The organism is Rheinheimera texasensis (assembly GCF_964031785.1).
Lineage (GTDB): Bacteria > Pseudomonadota > Gammaproteobacteria > Enterobacterales > Alteromonadaceae > Pararheinheimera > Pararheinheimera texasensis_A.
The window spans coordinates 53,855-71,320 of sequence record NZ_CAXIRE010000015.1 but is presented as its reverse complement, the minus strand read 5'-3'; the positions used below and the strand labels follow the sequence as shown (position 1 = coordinate 71,320).

General features: G+C 52.4%; 15 protein-coding genes and 2 tRNA genes. 8 read left to right on the top strand and 9 right to left on the bottom strand.

All coding sequences use genetic code 11. From position 1 onward, the window contains the following. Positions 1 to 105: 105 nt before the first annotated feature. Both ligA and ABNT34_RS04850 read left to right on the top strand, forming a co-directional pair. On the top strand, positions 106 to 2,133 hold the full coding sequence (gene ligA / locus ABNT34_RS04855) for an NAD-dependent DNA ligase LigA (protein ID WP_348729327.1): 2,028 nt from the start codon (positions 106 to 108) through the stop codon (positions 2,131 to 2,133). Further along, a complete protein-coding gene (locus ABNT34_RS04850; protein ID WP_348729325.1) occupies positions 2,133 to 2,636 on the top strand; it encodes a DUF2919 family protein in 504 nt (167 codons plus the stop codon). Before ligA ends, ABNT34_RS04850 begins: the two co-directional genes overlap by 1 nt. A 39-nt stretch (positions 2,637 to 2,675) precedes the next feature. Here the strand turns inward: ABNT34_RS04850 and ABNT34_RS04845 are convergent, their stop codons facing one another. Beyond that, positions 2,676 to 4,295 (bottom strand): response regulator, encoded by a 1,620-nt coding sequence (locus ABNT34_RS04845; protein WP_348729323.1) that lies wholly within the window; start codon positions 4,293 to 4,295, stop codon positions 2,676 to 2,678. A gap of 186 nt (positions 4,296 to 4,481) precedes the next feature. Here ABNT34_RS04845 and ABNT34_RS04840 point away from each other — a divergent pair, with 186 nt between their 5' ends. Then, on the top strand, positions 4,482 to 5,180 hold the full coding sequence (locus ABNT34_RS04840; protein ID WP_348729321.1) for a hypothetical protein: 699 nt from the start codon (positions 4,482 to 4,484) through the stop codon (positions 5,178 to 5,180). 126 nt (positions 5,181 to 5,306) lie between these two features. Here ABNT34_RS04840 and ABNT34_RS04835 read toward each other — a convergent pair. Next, positions 5,307 to 5,382: transfer RNA gene (locus ABNT34_RS04835), tRNA-Val, on the bottom strand. A 24-nt stretch (positions 5,383 to 5,406) separates the two neighbouring features. Beyond that, positions 5,407 to 5,482 (bottom strand) — tRNA-Val (locus ABNT34_RS04830). 251 nt (positions 5,483 to 5,733) lie between these two features. Between ABNT34_RS04830 and gltX the strand changes: the two genes are divergently transcribed. The 3 genes from gltX (at position 5,734) to ABNT34_RS04815 (ending at position 8,700) form a co-directional block, all read left to right on the top strand. Then, on the top strand, positions 5,734 to 7,146 hold the full coding sequence (gene gltX, locus ABNT34_RS04825) for a glutamate--tRNA ligase (RefSeq protein WP_348729319.1): 1,413 nt from the start codon (positions 5,734 to 5,736) through the stop codon (positions 7,144 to 7,146). Between the two features lie 106 nt (positions 7,147 to 7,252). Next, complete coding sequence (locus ABNT34_RS04820) at positions 7,253 to 8,164, top strand: DUF481 domain-containing protein (RefSeq protein ID WP_348729317.1); 912 nt, start codon at positions 7,253 to 7,255, stop codon at positions 8,162 to 8,164. Then, positions 8,164 to 8,700 carry a hypothetical protein gene (locus tag ABNT34_RS04815; RefSeq protein WP_348729316.1) on the top strand — a complete coding sequence of 179 codons (537 nt, stop codon included), beginning with the start codon at positions 8,164 to 8,166 and terminating at the stop codon, positions 8,698 to 8,700. Before ABNT34_RS04820 ends, ABNT34_RS04815 begins: the two co-directional genes overlap by 1 nt. A 66-nt stretch (positions 8,701 to 8,766) precedes the next feature. On the opposite strand, the gene serA is transcribed toward ABNT34_RS04815, so the two are convergent. The 6 genes from serA to ABNT34_RS04785 all read right to left on the bottom strand — a co-directional run bounded on the left by serA (position 8,767) and on the right by ABNT34_RS04785 (position 15,877). Further along, positions 8,767 to 9,993: a phosphoglycerate dehydrogenase gene (serA, locus tag ABNT34_RS04810; protein WP_348729314.1), complete on the bottom strand. Its 1,227-nt coding sequence runs from the start codon at positions 9,991 to 9,993 to the stop codon at positions 8,767 to 8,769. A 62-nt stretch (positions 9,994 to 10,055) separates the two neighbouring features. Next, on the bottom strand, positions 10,056 to 10,712 hold the full coding sequence (gene rpiA, locus ABNT34_RS04805; protein WP_348729716.1) for a ribose-5-phosphate isomerase RpiA: 657 nt from the start codon (positions 10,710 to 10,712) through the stop codon (positions 10,056 to 10,058). Between the two features lie 193 nt (positions 10,713 to 10,905). After that, entirely contained in the window at positions 10,906 to 11,985 is a 1,080-nt protein-coding gene (locus ABNT34_RS04800; RefSeq protein ID WP_348729312.1) for a calcium/sodium antiporter, read from the bottom strand. Between the two features lie 189 nt (positions 11,986 to 12,174). Continuing rightward, on the bottom strand, positions 12,175 to 13,533 hold the full coding sequence (locus tag ABNT34_RS04795) for a hypothetical protein (protein ID WP_348729310.1): 1,359 nt from the start codon (positions 13,531 to 13,533) through the stop codon (positions 12,175 to 12,177). Positions 13,534 to 13,660: 127 nt separating this feature from the next. Then, entirely contained in the window at positions 13,661 to 15,475 is a 1,815-nt protein-coding gene (locus tag ABNT34_RS04790) for an ABC transporter ATP-binding protein/permease (RefSeq protein WP_348729308.1), read from the bottom strand. 117 nt (positions 15,476 to 15,592) lie between these two features. Next, positions 15,593 to 15,877 carry a pyrimidine/purine nucleoside phosphorylase gene (locus tag ABNT34_RS04785; protein WP_348729306.1) on the bottom strand — a complete coding sequence of 95 codons (285 nt, stop codon included), beginning with the start codon at positions 15,875 to 15,877 and terminating at the stop codon, positions 15,593 to 15,595. A 77-nt stretch (positions 15,878 to 15,954) separates the two neighbouring features. On the opposite strand from ABNT34_RS04785, the gene ABNT34_RS04780 reads away from it, so the two are divergent. Further along, a complete protein-coding gene (locus tag ABNT34_RS04780; RefSeq protein WP_348729304.1) occupies positions 15,955 to 16,107 on the top strand; it encodes a hypothetical protein in 153 nt (50 codons plus the stop codon). Then, entirely contained in the window at positions 16,107 to 17,408 is a 1,302-nt protein-coding gene (locus tag ABNT34_RS04775; RefSeq protein ID WP_348729302.1) for a diguanylate cyclase, read from the top strand. Before ABNT34_RS04780 ends, ABNT34_RS04775 begins: the two co-directional genes overlap by 1 nt. Positions 17,409 to 17,466 lie beyond the last annotated feature (58 nt).

Here is a 17,466-nt window from a genome sequence, read left to right as displayed (position 1 = left end):
CAGACAACACTGCACCGGCCTGTTCTTCGAGTGCTGGACCTTGCAAGCCGCCGGACAAATCCCCATGCTATAGCCCATCTATGATTGACCACAGAGCCTGGCCCGATGTCCGATTTGCAAACCCGCATTGCTACCCTGCGTCAAACGCTGAACCAGCATAGTTACCAATATTATGTGCTGGATAACCCCAGCATTCCGGATGCGGATTATGACGCTTTGTACCGCGAGTTGCAGGCAATTGAAGCGCAGCATCCTGAATTGATTACCGCCGATTCGCCGACGCAGCGGGTTGGGGCGGCGCCTCTGGATAAATTTGGTCAGGTCAGTCATCAAATTCCGATGTTGTCGTTGGATAACGCTTTTGAAGCGGCGGACTTTCAGGCGTTTTATCAGCGCATGGCCGATCGTCTTGATCAACAAATTGAATTTAGCTTTTGCGCCGAACCCAAACTCGATGGCCTGGCGGTCAGTATCCGTTATGAAAACGGGCTGCTGGTACAGGCGGCGACGCGTGGCGACGGTTTTACCGGTGAAGACATTACCAGCAATATCAAAACCATCCGGGCTATTCCGCTGAAGCTCCAGGGTGAGTATCCAGCGGTGTTGGAAGTGCGCGGCGAAGTTTTTATGCCGCTGGCTGGTTTTGACACCATGAATGAAAAAGCCAGAGCCAGTGGCGATAAAGTCTTTGCCAATCCGCGTAATGCCGCTGCCGGCAGCTTACGCCAGCTCGACCCGCGGATCACCGCCAGTCGCCCTTTAAGTTTTTATGCCTATGCGGTGGGTGCTGTGACAGATCCCTCTGCGTTATTGGACAGTAAAAGCCACTATGCGCGGCTGCAGCAATTAAAAAGCTGGGGCTTGCCGGTGTGCCCGGAGATCCGCTTGGTGACTGGCGCAGCCGCCGCCCTTGCTTATCACACCGATATTCTGGCGCGCCGCGCCGCGCTGGCGTATGAAATCGACGGCGTGGTGCTCAAAGTCGACGATTTATTGCAGCAACAGAATCTGGGTTTTGTCTCACGCGCGCCGCGCTGGGCTATTGCTTTTAAATTCCCGGCGCAGGAAAAAACCACCCGCTTACTCGATGTCGAGTTTCAGGTCGGCCGCACCGGCTCGGTCACACCAGTGGCGCGGCTGGAGCCGGTCAGTGTTGGTGGCGTGACAGTGTCCAATGCCACTTTGCACAATCAGGATGAAATAAATCGCCTGGGCATCAAAATCGGCGACAGTGTGATTATCCGCCGCGCTGGCGATGTGATCCCGCAAGTGGTCGCAGTGGTGCTGGCCGAGCGGCCAGCAGATGCCCGCGATATTTTATTTCCCACTGAGTGCCCGGTTTGTGGCAGTGCCACGGAGCGTGTTGAAGGCGAAGCCGTGACGCGTTGTAGCGGTGGGTTGTTCTGCGGGGCGCAGCGTAAAGAAGCGCTGAAGCATTTTGTCGCCCGCAAGGCGATGGATATTGAAGGATTAGGCGACAAGCTGATTGAACAGTTAGTTGATGAACAGCTGGTGCAAAGCCCGGTCGATATCTACAAGCTGGATATGCCAGCGCTGGTTGGTCTGGAGCGGATGGGGGAGAAGTCCGCGTTGAAATTACTGGCAGCCATCGAACAATCTAAACACAGTACTTTGCCGCGTTTTATTTATGCGCTTGGCATCCGCGAAGTCGGCGAGGCCACTGCACTGAACCTGGCGCAGCATTTTCGCAGTCTGGACGCTTTGCGCGCAGCGTCGCTCGAGCAGTTACTGGCGGTTGCCGATGTTGGTGCTGTCGTTGCCGGCCAAATTCTGCATTTCCTCGCCGAGCCGCATAATCAGGCGGTCATCGATGGTTTGATTGCCGTGGGCGTACAGTGGCCGGATATTGCCGAAAAAGCCCAGACGGCCCAGCCGTTGGCAGGACAAACAATGGTGCTGACCGGTACTTTAATTGCGATGGGCCGCGACGAAGCCAAAGATAAGCTGCAGCAACTGGGTGCCAAAGTGGCGGGGTCTGTGTCGGCGAAAACCAGCGCGGTGATTGCCGGTGATAACGCTGGCTCAAAGCTGGCTAAAGCCGAAGAGCTGGGCGTGGCGGTCTGGACCGAACAACAGATGCTGGATTTGTTCAAAGAGCACGGGCTTAGCTGATGAAGCAATATCCGAAGCTCCCGCTGCTGGACCAGGATGGCCTGCACCGGATCCCACTGCGCTTTTATGCACTGTTGGTGTTACTGCTTAGGCCTTATCTGTGCTGGATAGTCACTTTGGTGATGCCGGAAGCAGAGCGCAAAGCCGTGCTGAGTTTTTTTTATCCGCTTAGTGATGATTTTATCCGTGCTGTGCTGATTGCCATTCCGGCTTTGCTGGTGCTCGCTGCTGTCAGTCAGCGCGTGCCTTATGACAAAAAATTACGGCGCGGCCGGGCCAAAACATTCTGGTTTGGTCTATGGCGGCAAAGCCGCTGGTTATTACTTGGCGTCGCAGCTGTTGATCTTTATTGGACTATCAGCCACTTGCCGCCTTATGTGGCGTTGCGGGCACCAGGATTATTGTTTGTGGTGGCGGCTTTGGCGCTGAGTTGTTTGTATCTGCTGCGCAGTCAGCAACTCAGGCTGGTATTCAGTGAATGGCCGGAGGATAAAAAGGCCTGAGTGTCGCTACCTTAGCACGACAGCATTGGCGCGAACGCCTCAGACTGCCAGCTGTTTTTGTTTTAGCTGATCAAAACGGCGCTGTTGCTCCGGATTGAGTTTGCCCAGTTCAATCGCGCGTAAACAAGCTTGTTGCAGGCGGCTGCGTTTCACCGGGTCCATAGCGCCGGTCGGCGCAGTCAGCATACTTTGCAATAAGTTCAGCGCGATACCGGCGTTACGCGGTAACAAACGGAAGGCGTGTTCAAAAGCACCAAGGGCAGCTTGCCAGTTACCATGTTGATAATGCATAACGGCGATGTTATTGAGCTCGCGTGGCGCTGTGGTCAGTTCAGCGCGTTCTTGTTGCTCTTGCAGCAGATACGTTTGCAGATAAGGATCGGCGTTTTGGCTTTGACAGAATTCACCGATTTTCTCAAACCAGCGTTTAGAGGCCTGCGTCAGGCCCACTTCGTGTAAGGCTTTAGCACGGTCCAATGCATCTTCCAGGCTGGTGATATTCAGCGGCACTTCGTCCATCGTTTCGAGAATCTTCAGCGCTTTGTCTTTTTGGTCTTTCAGGTAATGCAAACGGGCCTGCAACACGGTTTGTTGCTCGTGTGTGTCCGATTGCGGGAAATTACTGCGCAGCTGATTCAGCGCTTCAGTCGCTTGTTTACTGAGCTTGTTGGTTTCGCCGTCTTCATCCATCGACACGGCAAAATCGATGCAGGCGCGCGCCATATTCAAATACAGATCCGGTTGTTCATACATCGAATGGCGGGCAAATTTCAGCAAATCACGGGCTGATTTGTACTGGCGTTCATAGTCGTGATTGAGTCGCGACAATTGCTGTAATTTTTGTTGGCGGAACAAATTCCGCGGCGCCAGCTCCACTGCCTGTTCCAGGTGAATTTGTGCCTGATCAAAACTGTGATTGCGAAACTCCAGTTCAGACTGAAACTCCAGCGCCACCAGCTTGGTATCCGTTTTGGCAGACATCCGCTCCAGCATCATGCCAACGGCATCAAAATCTTCACAGGCAAACAAGGCGCGCACCAGACCAATTTGCGCCCAGCCAAACGGCTGCACGGCCTGTACTGACTGATAAAACTGGGCGGCATCGCGAAAACGGCCGGATTGTAATAACAAATCACCTTTAAACTTCAGCAGTGTCGGGATCAATTTGGTGGACGGTGGGCTTGCCAGCAATAGGTCTAGCTCCTGCAGCGCTTTTTCTGGTCTGTTGGTGTCGAGATACTGATGCAGCGGCCGCAAATCCTGTTTGCGTTTCAGCACCCGCTCAATGCGGCTCTGTAAATCACCTATGGTGTAGGGTTTGGCTAAAAACTCGTCCGGTTGCAACTCAATCACCGAATGGACTAACGACGGATCGGTTTCGGCGCTGATAAAAATAAAACCGGTGTTATGGCTTTGCAGTTTGCGGGTTTTCAGTTCTTCATACAGCTGAAAACCATCTTTCCCCTGCTGCAGATTAAAAGACAAAATAATCAAATCAAATTGTTGTTGCTGGCATAATTGCAAAGCAGTACTGGCGCGATCAGTCAGCTGTACACTGCTGTAGCCCAGTTTTTCCAGCGCGAATTTCAGATAGTTTTGCGCCAAAGCCTGCTCATCGATCACCAGGATACGGATATCCCGGCTAAATGCCTGTTCCATCAATGCCCGTCTGTTTGTCACTGCAATTAAGCTGCTGAATCTGCCTACTATAGCAGGCGCTGAAATCGCAACAATACAAATCACAGCTTTAGGCGCAGCTTTTACAGAGTGTTTACAGTCGGTTACAGCAGCAGGGGATGGCTTTCTTTAGTCTGGTCGTCATCGTCAATCTATGGAGAACCTTTGATGTCCCCGAATCGTTTTATCCCTGTGGCTGTTTGTTCATTGCTGGCACTGGCTGGTTGTGACAATGAATTTAAACTCGGCGATAACGCTGATGTGATTAGCTACAACTTTCAGCAAGGCGCACAAAACTGGACTGCCGGGTTCAGTGATTATCCTACTAATGATGCGGCCATTTATGAGCTCGATAGCGGTATCCGCAATTTACCTACCGGCTTTCAGGGCAGTGGTTACATGCTCAGTGGCCATAACCGCAGTGACGACCTTTTTATGTTTTTAAAGCGGAAAATCAGCGGTTTATCACCATCCAGCAAATACAAAGCCCAGCTGAAAGTGACTTTCCTCAGTAATGCTGGTGCCGGGTGTATGGGGATTGGTGGTGCACCAGGTGAAGCGGTCTGGCTGAAATTCGGTTATGCCGACAAAGAACCTAAACAAGAAGGTTTCACGCTAAATGTGCCCAAAGGTGAGCAATCGCTGGACGGGACTCAGGCCAAAGTGCAGGGCGACGTTGCAGTGGCCGACGGCAAATGTGATGGCTCGGTGTACAAAGCCAAAACGTTGAAAAACGCCGAAAAAACACTGGATATCACTACGGCTGCAGATGGTTCGGTCTGGTTATTTGTTGGCACAGATTCAGGTTTTGAAGGCAAAACTACGTTGTATTACCAGAATATTGAGGTGCGTTTTACCCCGAAATAACCGTTTGATGTGGTGCTTTTGCCCGGTAGTTAGTCACGCTGCCGGGCTTTTTTATGGGCGAATGGGACTGGAGCGGGTGAGACGTAGTATCGCCTGGACAGGTTTTAACATCAATACGAGAAAATATGGTGGATGGTACTGGGATCGAACCAGTGACCCTCGCCTTGTAAGGGCGATGCTCTCCCAGCTGAGCTAACCATCCCGGGAATATCACACGACAACGTTATGGTGGATGCTACTGGGATCGAACCAGTGACCCTCGCCTTGTAAGGGCGATGCTCTCCCAGCTGAGCTAAGCATCCTTCCTAACGTTCGGCGGTCATTATAGGGACCGGGCTTTTTGTGTCAATAATATTTTTAGATATTACAGCCGGATGCTGCAAAAGTAGTCGTTTTTGTTGGCGTTGCTGACGCCTTGTCCAAAAGTTGCCGATGAAATCGCCATTGCTATATCGCTGCGACTAAGCGGCCAAACGAGCGGCAGAATGGCAGACAAAACACTGCCACATTGCTACAATAGCGCCCATTTTTCGACAGACCTTCTGGAAGCCTTATGTCTACTGTGACCCGTTTTGCCCCAAGTCCTACCGGTTACCTGCATGTCGGCGGTGCCCGTACTGCGTTGTACAGCTGGCTTTATGCCAAAAAAACCGGTGGTAAGTTCATTCTGCGCATTGAAGATACCGATCTGGAACGCTCCACTCAGGCGTCCGTCGATGCCATTATGGACGGCATGAACTGGTTAGAGCTGGACTGGGATGACGGCCCGTATTATCAGACCAAACGTTTTGATCTGTATAAAGAAGTGGTGGCGCAGCTGCTGGCCGAAGGCAAAGCATACAAATGCTTCTGCACACCGGAAGAAGTAGACGCGATGCGCGAAGCGCAAATGGCTGCTGGTGAAAAACCGAAATACAACGGCATGTGGCGTGACCGCACCGATCATCCGACTGACAAACCTTATTGCATTCGCTTTAAAAACCCGCTGGATGGTGTCGTTGTTATTGACGATATGATCAAAGGCCGCATCGAAGTCGCGAACGCAGAGCTTGATGATTTAGTCATTGCCCGCAGCGACGGCACCCCGACTTATAACCTGACCGTCGTCGTCGACGACTGGAAAATGGGCGTCACTCACGTCATTCGTGGCGACGACCATGTCAACAACACGCCGCGCCAGATGAATATCCTGGCCGCATTAGGCGCGACTTTACCGAAATACGCGCACGTGCCGATGATTCTGGGTGATGATGGCAAACGTCTGTCCAAGCGCCATGGCGCTGTTGGCGTGATGCAATACCGCGACTACGGTTTCCTGCCGGAAGCGCTGCTGAACTATCTGGTCCGCCTTGGCTGGTCACATGGCGACCAGGAGATTTTCAGCCGCGATGAGCTGGTGGAACTGTTTGATTTATCTGCCTGTAACCGCGCACCTTCGGCTTTTAATACCGAAAAACTGCTGTGGTTAAACCAGCACTATATCCGCACTTCACCGGTCGCCCATGTCGCCAAGCACCTGCAATGGCATGTCGAAGACCAGAAGCTGGATATCAGCAATGGCCCAAGCCTGGAACAGTTGATTGCGGTGCAAGGTGAGCGGGTGAAAACGCTGAAAGAAATGATCGAGGTCAGCCGTTATTTCTATGAAGATTTTAGCGCTTTTGAAGAAAACGCGGCGAAAAAGCATTTACGTCCGGTTGCCGCAGAGCCGTTAAAGGCCGTGCAGGCGCATTTAGCCGCGTTGACGGAGTGGACTGCTGAAACTGTGCATGCAGCAATCAACAGTGCTGCAGAAAGCCTGGGCCTTGGTATGGGCAAAGTCGGCATGCCACTGCGGGTTGCAGTCACCGGTGGTGGCAATTCGCCGTCGCTGGATGTGACCTTAGCGCTGATTGGCAAAGCGCGTTGTCTGGCGCGCATCGATCTGGCGCTGGCCTTTATCGCCGAGCGTGGCGAAGCGGCCTGAACCTGACTGGTTCGGTCCGGACAAAGCCAGTCAAAGACTGGCTTTGTTATTTAGGCATCGTGAGTTTTGGCAGCCGTGCTGCCGCAAGTTTTTAAAAGAGTATGTTGTGAACAAGTTTTTATCTTTGATGATTTTGACGCTGAGTATTTATGTTTCGTCCGCGGTCGCTGCAGGCAACGAGGCGGAATTTGGCAATAACGTGCAGGCGATCCCGATGGGGCAATCAGCACTGCCACAGGAAAAACTGCGCTCTGGCCAGACTTATCAGCAATTAAAGGAAAATGCCTTTTCGACTGATGCGGCGCTTGGCGGCGACAAAGTGCAGGCAATAGATCCAGACAAAGTCTGGGGCGGCGATATTGAGCTGGGCCTGGTGCTCAGCAGCGGCAATACTCAATCAACGGCTATTCGGACTAACGCCGAATTGATGCACGAACTGACTGATTTTCGGAACAAGTACCTCATTCAGACGCTGATCCAACGCAACAGTCAGTTTGATGAAGCCACCGGCGAAAAAACGCGTTATACCACGGCGCAACGGGTGAATCTGGTTGGCCAGAGTAACTACAAGTTCTATCAGAGCGAACACAGTATCTTCGGCCGGGCGGCTTATTTAAATGACCGCTTTGGTGCTTTTGAAGAGCAGGGCTCTTTGGCCGCCGGTTACGCGATGCGGGCGTATCAAAGTGGTGATGATTACCTGGATTTGGAAACCGGCCCAGGTATCGCGTACCAGCAAACCAGTGATAAAAATACCAGCAGCGGTATGATCTGGTGGGTTGCGGCCAACCTTGATTATCACTTAACCGCCAGCAACAGTTTCCGCCAGGCGTTGGAATGGTCAGTGTCACTCGACGGTAAAAACTCCAGCTGGCAAAGCCGCTCCAGCCTGACGTCGCAGGTCAATGGCCGGCTGTCGATGCGGCTGAATTTCACCGTCAAATACGATTCTAACCCGGGCCAGTTCCGCCAGAAAACCGACACTGAAACGTCGGCAACCCTGGTGTATTCGTTCTGATGCGTGCTGTTGTTCTCGCCGTTGGACTGTGCTTAAGTGCCGGCGTTGCTGCCAACGAGGCTTATCATTGGTTATTGCCGGATGCCTACAAGCAGCAAGCGACCGATTCGCTGCTGAGTATCAACTTTAGAAATCCGCAGCAGGTGCTGCTGAACTTAAGTTTCCACGTTGACGACGAGTGGCGCGACGTGCCGGCAGAAACGATGCGCGATGAATTTATCGATGGTTTATTGGCTGTGCCTGGTGTTAAATCCGGCCGGCGTTTTGTGCTGAAACTACCGGCGCAGCAGCTGGGAAAACGCCAAATTCCGCCACGCGATTGGTATTGCCAGGACTGGCAGGGGCCAGGTCTTTCCAAAGGCAGCAAGCAGATTGGCCGGATTTGTGTATTTGCCGACAAGGCGCTGCGGGTGATGGTGAGCCTGAACAGTCCAAAATCGCAGGCCAAAGCGGCTGCTGAAGATTATCAGGCGGCGCTCTCGGGGTTAAGTCTGGATTGGGATGCGCTGGTGGCGCTGCGCGATAGTCAGCCATAGTCAGTTGAACATAAAAAAACCGCCGATGGCGGTTTTTTTAGCTCTATATGCCAGATACCAAAATGACTAGTGCAGCACCCGCGCTTTGAGCGTGCCTGGAATGGCTTTCAGTTCATTCAACGCCAGTTCCTGGTCGTCACTGTCGATATCAATCACCACATAACCAATTTCTGCGTTAGTTTGCAGATATTGGCCAGAAATGTTGATGCCATGACGGGCAAAAGCTTCGTTGATTTTGGTCAGCATACCCGGCTGGTTTTTGTGGATGTGCAGCAATCGTGAGCGGCCTTTGTGCTCTGGCAGAGACACTTCCGGGAAATTCACTGCAGACAAGGTTGAGCCGTTGTCAGAGTATTTCACCAGTTTACCGGCGACTTCATAGCCGATATTTTCTTGCGCTTCCTGAGTGGAACCACCGATATGCGGTGTCAGGATCACGTTGTCAAAAGCACGCAGTGGTGAGACAAATTCTTCGTCGTTGCCGGTTGGTTCCACCGGGAACACGTCAATAGCAGCGCCGGCCAGTTTTTTGCTGGCAAGAGCTGCGGCTAAGGCGTCGATGTCGACCACAGTACCGCGAGAGGCGTTAATCAGGATAGAACCGGCCTTCATCAGGTCGAGTTCTGCCTCACCAATCATGTTTTTGGTTTGTGGCGTTTCCGGCACGTGTAAAGTCACCACGTCGGAAGTTTTCAGCAAGGTTGAGAAGTCAACTTGTGTGGCATTGCCCAACACCAGCTTGTCTTCAATATCGTAAAACTGCACACGCATACCGATATTTTCCGCCATGATCGATAACTGCGTACCGATATGGCCATAACCGATGATCCCCAGCGTTTTACCGCGGGCTTCAAACGACTGATTGGCAGTTTTTTGCCATTCACCCCGATGCGCGGCGGCGTTACGCTGCGGAATGCCGCGTAACAACATGATGATTTCACCCAGCACCAGTTCTGCGACCGAGCGGGTATTGGAGAACGGCGCGTTAAACACCGGAATAGCCCGGCGCAGCGCCGCGTCTAAATCCACCTGGTTGGTACCAATACAGAAACAACCAATAGCCGCCAGCTTTTGTGCTTCTGCCAGCACGGCGTCTGTCAGCTGAGTACGGGAACGGATGCCGATAAAATGTACGTCGCGGATTTTTTCAATCAGTTCCGCTTCGTCCAATGAGGTTTTTAAATATTCAATATTGCTGTAACCCTGATTTTTAAAGGTTTGCACAGCACTTTGGTGTAAGCCTTCCAGCAACAGGATTTTGATCTTGTCTTTGGGTAACGAGTACTTTTCCATTTTCACTTCTCTTAATGTTGCAAAATTCTGGCTCGGGCTTTGGTTGTATTATTTTTTTCTTATTATTTGATCACGCGGGTGCCATCCGGGCCACCGACCAGCACCACATCTGCAGCGCGGGCGGCAAACAGGCCGTTACAGACCACGCCGGTGATTTGATTAATTTGTTGTTCGAGCGCCAGCGCGTCGATGATCTTTAAGTCATGCACGTCGAGAATGATATTGCCGTTGTCGGTTACCACAGCTTCACGCCAGACCGGGCGGCCACCGAGTTTTTGCAGTTCACGCGCCACATAGTTACGCGCCATCGGGATGACTTCAACCGGCAACGGGAACTTACCCAGCACTGCGACTTCTTTGCTGGCGTCGACAATACAGACGAATTTGTCGGCAACGGCGGCAACGATTTTCTCGCGGGTTAAGGCGGCGCCACCGCCTTTAATCATATGACGGCTTGGATTGATTTCATCGGCGCCATCGACATAGACGCTGAAGCTGTCGATGTCATTGAGGTCAAACACCTGAATGCCCAGCGCCTGCATTTTTTCAGTGCTGGCGATGGAGCTGGAGACTGCGCCTTTGATTTCAGTTTTGATACTGGCTAAGGCGTCGATAAAATGATTGACGGTAGAGCCGGTGCCAACACCCACAATACTGTGGCGGGGGACAAATACCAGTGCAGCCCAGGCGGCGCGTTTTTTCATTTCATCTTGAGTGATTGGGGTAGACATCAGACTGCTCTTTCACGTTTAGCCATACAGACGGATATTATATCGAAAGCGCGGGTCGGCAAAAGGCCAATTTTAGTTTGTGCTGATAAATTCAGTGAATAGTCGATATTTGCAGGCGCGCGGGGACCGGCAAAACAAAAACGCCGCAACAAGTGCGGCGTTTTGTGTCCATCAATCCGGATTAACCGGCGGCTTGTTGCCGGCGCTGCCGGAAATCGTTGAGCAAGGAAAAAACGACATAAACGCCAATCACCGGCACTAAGCCGTACAGGATGTAATTTGTAAGCTGTGGCAGATAATCGAGTTTCAGCGTCAGCGCCACCAGATACCAGGTGTAAGCGACATAAGCGGCCAGGAACAAGGCACCTTCAATGCGGTTTAAAATAGCGCCGGCGAAGAAGAATGGAACACATAACAGCGCAACTGCCAGCATCACCGGGATATCCAGTTGCGACATTTGCTCGCCGGCCACCAGTGGGATAGGCGACACCAGACCTGACAGCCCGAGTACACACAGAATATTAAAGATGTTACTGCCAACTACGTTACCGACCGCGATATCACGTTCACCGCGGATGGTAGCGACTATTGACGTCACCACTTCAGGTAAAGAAGTACCGGCTGCAACAATCGTCAGGCCAATCACCGCCTCGTTGACGCCCCATGCCGTAGCCAGAGCAATGGCACTTTCGACCAGCCAGCGTGCGCCTAACACCAGTAACGCCAGACCGCCAACGACAAACAACAGGTTTTGCCACATCGGATGTGGTTCTTTTAGCATGGCTTCAACTTCATCGTCGCCGCCTTCCACACCTTGCGCTTTGCCTTGTTTAAACAGGAAAAAGGTGTAGGCCAGCAAACCGGCGAATAAAATGCCGCATTCAATTTTATCCAGTTGCAGGTCACGCACCATCCACATCACCAATAAAGACACACCAACCATAATCGGTACGTCCTGACGGATCAGTTGTTTTGAAATCACCAGCGGCATAATCAGCGCGGCGACCCCTAGAATAAACAGCACGTTAAAAATGTTACTGCCGACGACGTTGGCGATCGCCAGTTCGGCCTGACCGGCATAAGCAGCTTTGACACTGACCGCCAGTTCCGGCGCGCTGGTACCAAAAGCGACCACAGTTAAACCAATCACCAGGCTCGGCACACCAAAAGCACCGGCGAGCCGGGCGGCCCCTTTGACCAGCAGGTCAGCGCCTGCCACCAACAAAATCAGGCCAAGGCCCAGCAATAACCACGTCATCATGTCGTATCTACCTGTTTGAAATGTTTAGAAACAAATGCGACCAGCCTACTGGGATAGGCGTTGAAACTCAATCAAGATTAACCTGAGCATGCCACAGCTTTGGGCGAAGTTTGCCAGCACTAAGCCGGCAGCTGTAACGAAAACGGCACCCGCAGGTGCCGTTTGAAACTTCGTTGGATCTGTCTGCTGTTATTTCGCCAGCGTCAGTTTAAATCCGCTTAAAGAGTTTTGCTCTTTTTCAGCAACTAACAGGTAGTTGCTGCCGCTGGCAAGCTTGGTCAGCTCGGTTTGAGCCAGCAAAATTTTGTTGTTGTTATTGTCCTTGTGCACGACATACATCGTAAATTCGCCGGCCGGCAAAGTGACGCTGGTTTGCGAGGCATAGTTCAGCGTCGTGACGTAATAGGGCGTGTTTTCCATGGTGTAGCCCGGTTTAACAAAATACAGACTGACCTGGTCATAGTCCGGGATGGTATTGACCGCATTAAATACAAAGTCATACACCTGTGGTGTTTTCGAGTCTGTCACCGTGATAGCGGCGGCTTTGGCGTTGGCATCCAGATAAAACACCACAGATTTCACTGCGCCCTGACTTAACGTCATCAGGCCGTTGCGCATCACTAAAGCGCCTTTGTCATCGGTCAGACTGACGCGATAATCACCGGCCACCACTTCGGTATAGGCACTTAAAGTGTCAATCGGCAGTTTGGCGATAGCAGGCGTCGCGGTTAAATCACCCAGGAATACACTGCCGGTGCCGGTGTCATTGATTGAGTTATAAATGCGGAACTGAGCGTTGCTGGTGATATCTTCCAGCGTGGTCACTGTGGTGGTGTTACCGACTAAATCAATCGCCAGTTTATTGCCGGCCGAAGGACCGGTCGCGCTACGCAACACCAGCAGATATTCGGTTTCATAACTTAAGGTCACAGCATCAGATTTAAACAACACTGTTTTGTCGCCGCCTTTGGTGACGTAAAAAATGTAGCTGCCGGTGGCGTAAGTCTGGAATTGCGTCAGGCCTTTATAGCTGGCGCTATTGACCAGCTTGGCATCAGAAAAGGCCTGATCGTCTTCTGAAATGTAAAGGTCGTAGCTGTTGCTGTTGTTGACCAAATCCAGCATGGCGACTTTGAACTGGTCGTCCAGGGTGTCATCGCGGCTGAATTTAAAACTCAGCAGTTCCGGGCTGTTAAAATCGCCGAGCATAGCTAAAAAGGTTTTTTCGCCATCGGCCAAAGTCACTTTGTCAGTACGTACTGTGGCGGTTTCGCCGCTGGCTGGCGTCCAGTTCAGTTCTAAATCATAACTGCCGCCTTCCATTGTCACCAGACTGGTGGAGTCGGCGAAGACCGCGGAACCTATGCTGATTTCATCGTCATCGGCTTCTATCAGCTGCAAAGTGGTGCTGGCGCTGTTGGCAGAGCCGTTATAAAACTGGATATAAGAATCCGGGTAAGTATCAGAACCACTATCGTCTGAACTGCCGCCGCAAGCGGTCAAAGTTAGGCTGCTGATGGCCAGCGCCAGGATACGGAATGTCGACATAACTGCTCTCTATTGACAGGAAAACCTGGGTTGAAACGCGCCAATAGGAGCAGATTTTTAAAGTTAAGTTTCTGATTTTACCGAGCTTTACCGCCCTTAATTTAAGTTTACATAACCAGTCATCAGCTTAATTTTCGATGACACTTTCCTCGTGTTGCTGCAGCGCCCACAGCGCGGCATAGCGGCCTTGTTGCGCCAGCAATTCAGCATGGCTGCCGCTTTCCACCAGTTGGCCTTGTTCCAGCACCAGAATGCGGTCGCAATCGACGACCGTCGATAAACGATGGGCAATCACCAGCGCGGTATGTTCACGTGCGGCGGCGCGGATCGCAGCCATCACGGCCTGTTCACTGTGACTGTCGAGGGCGGAAGTGGCTTCATCAAAAATCAACACCGGGCTGCGTTTGAGCAAAGCCCGTGCGATGGCAATGCGTTGTTTTTCGCCGCCTGACACTTTTAAGCCGCGCTCGCCAACCAAAGTGGCATCGCCCTCTGGCAACTGATTGATAAAATCGCGCAAATGCGCGGCGTCAATTACGGCATCGATGTCGGCATCTGTTGCCTCCGGCCGGCCATAAGCGATGTTGGCGCGGATGCTTTGATTAAACAGCACTGTGTCTTGCGGCACTATCGCGATATTGCGACGCAGACTATCGAGTGTGACGCGGCGGATATCCTGACCGTCCAGCAGGATTTCACCAGTCTGTAAGTCATAGAAACGATATAACAGCCGGGCTAAGGTACTTTTACCGGCGCCGGAGCTGCCAACAATCGCCACGCGCTGGCCGGGTTCAATGCTAAAACTCAGGCCGTTCAGAATGGGCCGCTGCGGCTGATAGGCAAAACCCACCTGACGAAATTCAACCCGGGCCTGCTGCAGTTGCAATGCCGTCGCGCCAGGCTCATCGGCAATGGCCGGCGCCCGTTTTAGTAAGCCGAGCATATTCTCAAGGTCTGTTAAGGCGCGGCGAATTTCCCGGTAGACAAACCCAAGGAAATTCAATGGCATAAACAGTTGCAGCATATAAGCGTTGACCATCGCCAGATCACCCAGCGTCAGCGCTTTACCCGCTACGCCTTGCGCGGCCAGCAGCATCATCAGCGTCATGGCTAAAGCGATGATCAGCGCTTGGCCGGAGTTTAAGAAAAACAACGACATACGGTTTTGCAGCCGGGCCTTTTCCCAGGCGGCCAGCGACTGGTCATAACGGCTGGCTTCATGTTGTTCGTTATTAAAGTATTTGACGGTTTCGTAGTTCAGCAGGCTGTCGACCGCCTGGGTATTGGTGCTGGAATCGGCCTGATTAGCGGCGCGGATAAATTGATTACGCCACTCGGTGACCCGTACCGTGAACAGGATATAAATTGCCACGGCGACGGCCGTGATCACCGCATACCAGACCGAAAACAGGTTCCAGAAAATCAGCGCCACCAGCACAATTTCCAGCACCGTCGGCACTATGTTAAACATCAGAAACCGCATCAGAAATGACAGGCCATTGGTGCCGCGTTCAATATCGCGGCTGATGCCGCCTGTCTGCCGGTCCAGATGAAAACTCAGTTCCAGCTGATGCAGATGCTGAAACACCCGTAACCCAAGCTGGCGCATGGCGTGTTCGGTGACGCGGCCAAACAAGGCATCACGTACTTCGCCAAATAACACCGAGCCAAAACGCAGCAGGCCGTAGCCTAAAATCAGCCAGAACGGCAGCAGTGCAGCATTGTTGAGGCTCGGGTCCAGCGCATCAATAATCAGTTTCAGACCATAAGGCAGCGCCAGCGTGGCTGCTTTGGCGGCGATCAACGCCAGAATGGCGCCTGTGACATGCCATGGAAAAGCGGCGAAATAAGGCCGCATATAACGAATCGTTTCGCTGAGGCTGGCCGCTTCGGGGCGGCGACTGGGTTCAGGTTGTTTGGCAGTAGAGCGCATGCCGCGCATAACAAGTCCTTCAGAAAGCAGGCAAACAGATAAGCTATTGTGCCTGTTTTTTTCGACCGCTGAAAAACAAAATCCCGGCTTTTGCCGGGATTTTCAGGGAATATCGCTGTTGCCGTATCAATCGGCATAAGTGCATAAATAGGCGGTGTCTTGGCTGACTTGAAGCTGGAATTTCTGCCCGGCGGCGACGGCGAAGGATTGACCGCGCTGAAAGGTTTGCCATTGGCTTTCGCCCGGTAACAACACGGTCAGCGCACCGCTGACAATGGTCAGCACTTCATGCTGACTGGTGCCAAATTCATATTCACCCGGCGCCATCACGCCAACAGTCGCTGGCAATTGTTCGCCGGCAAAAGCGATGGACGTCACTTTGCCATCAAAATACTGATTTACTTTAAACATAGAACCCTCTGCTACTGTCGTTTTACCGCAGTAAACCTGAAAAGCCGCTGCTTGAAAAGAGAAATATAGAAGTTTAGATGGCTGAAATATTTCAGTCCTTAGTACAGATTGGGATTCCGGCAGTTTTTCATGGAAAACTGCCGGAAAAACTGCCTCGTAGCGGTGAAGTCGGTGGGCTACTACGTTATGCTGACGCAAAAGGAATGGTTGTGTTTACTCCGGAGTTTTGATGACTTTTCGCAATGTGCAGTTACTTGGCAATTATCTGGATTTGCTGCTGGATATGTTGTGTGTCGTCGACGATACCGGCCGTTTTGTCTATGTCAGCGCCAGTGCGGAACAAATCCTGGGGTATATGCCGGCAGAGCTGATAGGTCAGCGCATGCAGGATTATATCTGGCCTGATGATGTCGCCGACACACTGGCCAAAGCCAAAGCGGTGATGCAGGGGCACAGTCTGGTGCATTTCGAAAACCGCTACCGGCATAAACAGGGCCATGCAGTGTATTTGTCCTGGTCGGCAAAGCGCTCTGAGCAAGAGCGGGTGAGGGTTGGCGTCGCCCGTGATGTCAGTGCGGTCCGACTGGTGCAAGCGCGACAGAAGCTGTTGTATGCCATTGCTGAGGCGACCCATCAAACCGAAGATTTACCCGCCTTATACCAACAGATCGCCGGCTTATTGAGCCCGTTGTTACCGCTGCAGCACCTGCGGATTGCCGTTGGCGGTTCTGCGCTGGAATCATGGCAAATCCTCACTGTACCGGTCGCTGGTAAAGATGCTGCAGCGCCTGAACTTGATGAGCAGACTTTATGCGGCCAGGTCGTTCAGAGCGGTACGCGGCAATGGGCGCTGCAGGAGCAAAGTGGCGGCTGGCTGGCGTTGCCATTGCCGGGGGCTGAAGTGTTGCAAGGTGTTTTGTTATTACACCCTGGCGTCGGCCTGAGTTATCAGCGTGACGATTTGGCGTTGTTGGATTATCTGGCGGTGCAGCTTGGCGCGGCGATAGAACGCAAGACGATGTTACTGCGCCTGCAGCAACAGGCGCTCTATGACAGTCTGACTGGCCTTGCCAACCGCACTTTATTGCTGGACCGTTTACAGTCTGCATTGCAAAGATCCAGCCGCGATCAACAGCCGTTGGCGCTGTTGTATCTGGATTTAGACCATTTTAAACAAGTCAATGACAATTTCGGTCATGCCGTTGGCGATTTGCTGTTGCAACAAACGGCGCAGCGTATTTTGCAGGTGGTGCGCCAGACCGATACTGTGGCCCGCTTTGGCGGTGACGAATTTGTGGTGTTGCTGGAGCAGTTGCATCAGGCGGATACTGCGCTGCTGGTCGCCGAAAAAATTCGCCAGGCCTTAGCGCGACCGTTTTTACTGGCAGATCAGCAGTTATTGATTGCCCCGAGTATTGGTCTGGCGCTGTTTCCCGAGCACGGTACTGACAGCCGGCAGTTATTACAACGCGCCGACAGCGCGATGTATCAGGCTAAACGCGACGGCGGCGACCGGATTAAACAGGCTTAAATCGGCAGTTATAAAAACGCCGGCGGTTGCCGGCGTTGTTTTATGTAGTGCGTTCGGG

What these genes read in the sequence shown, in the direction of transcription:
- ligA (WP_348729327.1), top strand. Translation starts at nt 106, where the DNA reads ATGTCCGATTTGCAAACCCGCATTGCTACCCTGCGTCAAACGCTGAAC.
- ABNT34_RS04850 (WP_348729325.1), top strand. Translation starts at nt 2,133, where the DNA reads ATGAAGCAATATCCGAAGCTCCCGCTGCTGGACCAGGATGGCCTGCAC.
- ABNT34_RS04845 (WP_348729323.1), bottom strand. Translation starts at nt 4,295, where the DNA reads ATGGAACAGGCATTTAGCCGGGATATCCGTATCCTGGTGATCGATGAG.
- ABNT34_RS04840 (WP_348729321.1), top strand. Translation starts at nt 4,482, where the DNA reads ATGTCCCCGAATCGTTTTATCCCTGTGGCTGTTTGTTCATTGCTGGCA.
- gltX (WP_348729319.1), top strand. Translation starts at nt 5,734, where the DNA reads ATGTCTACTGTGACCCGTTTTGCCCCAAGTCCTACCGGTTACCTGCAT.
- ABNT34_RS04815 (WP_348729316.1), top strand. Translation starts at nt 8,164, where the DNA reads ATGCGTGCTGTTGTTCTCGCCGTTGGACTGTGCTTAAGTGCCGGCGTT.
- serA (WP_348729314.1), bottom strand. Translation starts at nt 9,993, where the DNA reads ATGGAAAAGTACTCGTTACCCAAAGACAAGATCAAAATCCTGTTGCTG.
- ABNT34_RS04800 (WP_348729312.1), bottom strand. Translation starts at nt 11,985, where the DNA reads ATGATGACGTGGTTATTGCTGGGCCTTGGCCTGATTTTGTTGGTGGCA.
- ABNT34_RS04795 (WP_348729310.1), bottom strand. Translation starts at nt 13,533, where the DNA reads ATGTCGACATTCCGTATCCTGGCGCTGGCCATCAGCAGCCTAACTTTG.
- ABNT34_RS04790 (WP_348729308.1), bottom strand. Translation starts at nt 15,475, where the DNA reads ATGCGCGGCATGCGCTCTACTGCCAAACAACCTGAACCCAGTCGCCGC.
- ABNT34_RS04785 (WP_348729306.1), bottom strand. Translation starts at nt 15,877, where the DNA reads ATGTTTAAAGTAAATCAGTATTTTGATGGCAAAGTGACGTCCATCGCT.
- ABNT34_RS04780 (WP_348729304.1), top strand. Translation starts at nt 15,955, where the DNA reads ATGGCTGAAATATTTCAGTCCTTAGTACAGATTGGGATTCCGGCAGTT.
- ABNT34_RS04775 (WP_348729302.1), top strand. Translation starts at nt 16,107, where the DNA reads ATGACTTTTCGCAATGTGCAGTTACTTGGCAATTATCTGGATTTGCTG.